The organism is Sphingomonas bacterium (assembly GCF_028292945.1).
In the GTDB taxonomy this organism is placed as follows: Bacteria; Pseudomonadota; Alphaproteobacteria; order Sphingomonadales; family Sphingomonadaceae; genus Sphingomonas.
Genome location: NZ_JAQGLJ010000074.1, coordinates 1 through 3,838, shown reverse-complemented (window position 1 = coordinate 3,838; position 3,838 = coordinate 1). Strand labels below are relative to the sequence as shown.

The 3,838-nt window shown below is 67.6% G+C and carries 3 protein-coding genes and 2 pseudogenes; 2 read left to right on the top strand and 3 right to left on the bottom strand.

The features are described 5' to 3' along the window. The coding region (locus JWN21_RS09020; protein ID WP_299648673.1) for a 2-isopropylmalate synthase at nt 1-1,172 on the bottom strand (1,172 nt) is incomplete at its 3' end. Nucleotides 1,173-1,399: 227 nt separating this feature from the next. Between JWN21_RS09020 and JWN21_RS09015 the strand changes: the two are divergent. Next, a pseudogene (locus JWN21_RS09015) lies at nt 1,400-1,771 on the top strand (BLUF domain-containing protein); the annotation flags it as partial. A gap of 5 nt (nt 1,772-1,776) precedes the next feature. Here JWN21_RS09015 and JWN21_RS09010 read toward each other — a convergent pair. Next, entirely contained in the window at nt 1,777-2,403 is a 627-nt protein-coding gene (locus JWN21_RS09010) for a YceI family protein (RefSeq protein WP_299648671.1), read from the bottom strand. 267 nt (nt 2,404-2,670) lie between these two features. On the opposite strand from JWN21_RS09010, the gene JWN21_RS09005 reads away from it, so the two are divergent. Further along, entirely contained in the window at nt 2,671-3,315 is a 645-nt protein-coding gene (locus tag JWN21_RS09005) for an SIMPL domain-containing protein (RefSeq protein WP_299648667.1), read from the top strand. 122 nt (nt 3,316-3,437) lie between these two features. Here JWN21_RS09005 and JWN21_RS09000 read toward each other — a convergent pair. Continuing rightward, nucleotides 3,438-3,838 (bottom strand): annotated as a pseudogene (locus JWN21_RS09000) (ketol-acid reductoisomerase); the annotation flags it as partial.

The window sequence follows — 3,838 nt, the reverse complement described above, 5'->3', positions numbered from 1 at the left end:
ACCCAGGCGACGCCGCCCTTGCCGGATTGCGAGTTGACGCGGATCACCGCCTCGTAGCTGCGGCCGAGGTCGGCGGGGTCGATGGGGAGGTAGGGCACCTCCCACAGCTGATCGTTGCGCTGCCCCTGCGCGGTGAAGCCCTTCTTGATCGCGTCCTGATGCGAGCCGCTGAAGGCGGTGAAGACCAGGTCGCCCGCGTACGGCGTGCGCGGGTGGACGGGAAGCTGCGTGCAGTAGTTCACCGTCTGCACCACCTCGTCGATGTCGGACAGGTCGAGGGCAGGGTGGACGCCTTGCGTGTACAGGTTGAGCGCCAGCGTCACGAGGTCGCAATTGCCGGTGCGCTCGCCATTGCCGAGCAAGCAGCCCTCGACGCGATCCGCGCCCGCCATCATGCCCAGCTCCGCAGCGGCGACGCCGGTGCCGCGATCGTTATGCGTGTGCAGGCTGATGACGCAGGCGTCGCGGCGCGAGATGTGGCGGCCGAACCATTCGATCTGGTCGGCATAGATGTTGGGCGTCGCGCATTCGACGGTGGCGGGGAGGTTGAAGATGAGCGGGCGTTCGCGCGTGGGCTGGAGAACCGCCATCACCGCTTCGCAGCATTCCAGTGAGAAATCGAGCTCGGCGGTCGAGAAGGTCTCTGGGCTGTATTCGAACTGCCAGTGGGTGTTCGGCTGCTTCGCCGCTTCGTCGCGCACCACCTTGGCCGCGTCGACCGCGATCTGCTTGATCTCGGCGCGATCCATTCCGAAGACGACGCGCCGCCACGCCGGGCTGACTGCGTTGTAGAAGTGCAGGATCGCCGACTTCGCGCCGCGCAGCGAGGCGAAGCTGGTTTCGATCAGGTCGCGGCGGCTCTGCGTCAGCACCTGGATGGCGACATCGTCGGGGACGCGATCGGATACGATCAGCCCGCTGATGAAGTCGAACTCGGTCGCGCCCGCGCTGGGGAAGCCGACCTCGATCTCCTTCAGCCCGACGCGCACCAGCAGGTCGAAGAACCGCGCCTTCTTCTCCGCGTCCATCGGGTCGATCAGCGCCTGGTTGCCGTCGCGCAGGTCGGTGGACAGCCAGCGCGGCGGGCGCGTGATCGTGCGCCCCGGCCACTGCCGATCGGGCAGGTCGACGGGTGGAAAGGGACGGTATTTGACGGACGGATCGCGCAGCATGGCTCGGCCTTTTCGGGCGGGAAGCGAGGAGACCTTAGGCGCGGAAGCGGGCCAAGGCCACGCCGGTGGGGCGAGCGCGCCTAAGAGCGCGTAAGTCGAAGGGTGAGGCTGAACACGGTCAGGACGCTACCGTCGCCGACGTGCCGCTGTCCAGCCGCTATCCGCCATCAATCGACAATCCTGCGCCGGCGGCGCATGGAAACACCATCTAGCGTCAGCTCCTCTATGTCAGCGTCAGCCGCCCGGCGGAGTCGACGATCCAGCTTGGTCCGATCTACGAATCATCCCGCCACAACAATGCGATCGACGGGGTTACAGGCCTGTTGTTCAGTGACGGTCACCGCTTCGTGCAGGTGCTGGAAGGCTCGCCGGAGGCGGTGGAGGAGACGATGACGCGGATCAGGCAGGACCCGCGCCATCGGGAGATCGACGTGCTGAGCGACAAGGGGGTCGCCGCGCGGGAGTTCGGCCAATGGTCGATGGCCGACCGGCGCCGCGGCGAGCGGGCCGATGACTTCGAAGCGCGGCTGCGCGATCTGCTCCGCCGCGCCTCGCCGGAGACAGCGGCCGGTTTTCTGGACCTGCTGCAGACCGCCTAGCCCACCTATTTCTGGAACGCGGCCTGGATGTCGAGCTTGACCGCGTCCGAGACCATCGGGATGCCATAGCCGACGCCGAATTGGCTACGCATGATCGTGCCCGTCGCGTTGAAGCCGACATTCTCCTTGCCCCCCATCATCGCCGGCGCCTTGCCAGCGCCGTAGAAGGTCGCGGCGAGCGTGACCGGCCGGGTGACGCCGTTGAGCGTCAGGTTGCCGGTGATCGTCGCGGCCTGCCCGCGCGCGACGACGCGGGTGGAGACGAAGCGCGCGGGTGCGGGGTTGGCGCCGAAGAAATCGGCCTTGCCGCCGTCCTTGCCGGCGCGCAGCAGGTGGCCGGTCAGGCCGCTGCTCGCGGTTGTCACCTTGGATACGGGGATGGTGATGTCGACCATGGCGGAGCCAAGGTTCTTCGGATCGAGCTGAAGCGTGCCGGTCGCGTCGCCGAAAATGCCGGAATAGCTGGAAAAGCCCAGGTGATCGACCGTCCAGGTGATCAGCGTATGGCCGGGGTCGACGGTGTAGGTGCCGCCGGTGACGCGCGTGGCGTCCCGTGCACCGGGCTTTGCCGGTGGCGCTTGCGCGACAGCGGTGGCGGCGAGCAGGACGGCGGCGAGGGGCAATAGGCGCATGGTCGTTCTCCGGTACGGACAGGTCGGAAAGTCACACCAAGGTCACACCATCGCGCTGTTCCCGCTCAGTTGGGACCGAGCCGCGCAGCGCGTGGAGAGGCAAGGCTCGACGGGGATTCTAGCAGCACCCAGCCCTGTAGGACAGCATCGATTCGGCTTTGTTGGGTGGCGGATTGGAAACGGAGCGTTGCATGGTCAGAACAGTGTTGGTGCTGGGGTTGGGCCTGGGGGCCGAAGGCGGCGGCGACAAGGCTGACCGCCGCGGGCTTGAACGCGGCCGAGACGCTATTGAGCGTGTCGGGCACCGTCCGCGCGGAGAGCCGGCCCGACCAGGCGATGTTCACCGCCGGGCTGGAGAACATCGCGCCGACACTCGAGGCCGCCAGCGCGCGCGCGAACGAGGCAGTGGCGCGGATCGTCGCGGCGCTGAAGGTGCAGGGTGTCGTCGAGAGGGACGTGCAGACCAGCTCACTCAGTATCAGCCGCATTGGCGACGGCAAGGACCGGGGTCGGTTCGAGGCGTCCAATACGGTCGCCGTCAAGGTGCGGCAGGTCGACAAGGCGGGCGCGGCGATCGCGGCGGCGACAGGGGCGGGGGCCAACGTGCTGTCGGGACCCAACCTGACGGTGGCCGACCCGGAAGCGGCGACGCTGTCCGCGCATGGGCTGGCGTACAAGGCGGAACGGGCAAAGGCGGACGCCTATGCCACGGCGGCCGCGCTGCGCGTCGTGCGGGTGGTCGCGATCCAGGATGGCGGTCGCGGCGGTGCGGTGCCGATGATGTATGCCGAGGAGTCGCGGGACGGAATGTGCCCCCCCCCGGTGTCGGTGCCGACGAGCGCTCCGGTGATGACGGGCACGAACCCGGCCACGATCACGGCGCGGGTGGACTTTGCGCTGAAGGCGGAATGAGGGGTTAGGAGCGGCGAGCAAGTAGCAGGTAGCAGAAGGCTTGCTGCTCGTGCCTCAGACCCCTCCCCGGCTTCCGCCGGGGAGGGGCTAGATGCCGCGGTCGGTACCTGTTCCCCTGCCCCTCAGTTCTTCGCCCGGTCGACCAGCTTGTTCGCCCCGATCCACGGCATCATCGCGCGCAGCCGTTCGCCGACCTGCTCGATCGGGTGGGCCGCGGCCAGCTTGCGCGCGGCCTTCAGCTCGGGCTGGCCGGCGCGGTTGTCGAGGACGAAGTTCTTGACGAAGCGGCCGCCCTGGATATCGGCCAGGACGCGCTTCATCTCCGCCTTGGTCTCGCTGGTGATGATCCGCGGGCCGGTGGTGATATCGCCATATTCGGCAGTGTTGCTGATCGAATAGCGCATGTTGGCGATGCCGCCTTCGTACATCAGGTCGACGATCAGCTTCACCTCGTGCAGGCACTCGAAATAGGCCATTTCCGGGGCGTAGCCGGCTTCGGTCAGCGTCTCGAACCCGGCCTGGA

What these genes read in the sequence shown, in the direction of transcription:
- JWN21_RS09010 (WP_299648671.1), bottom strand. Translation starts at nt 2,403, where the DNA reads ATGCGCCTATTGCCCCTCGCCGCCGTCCTGCTCGCCGCCACCGCTGTC.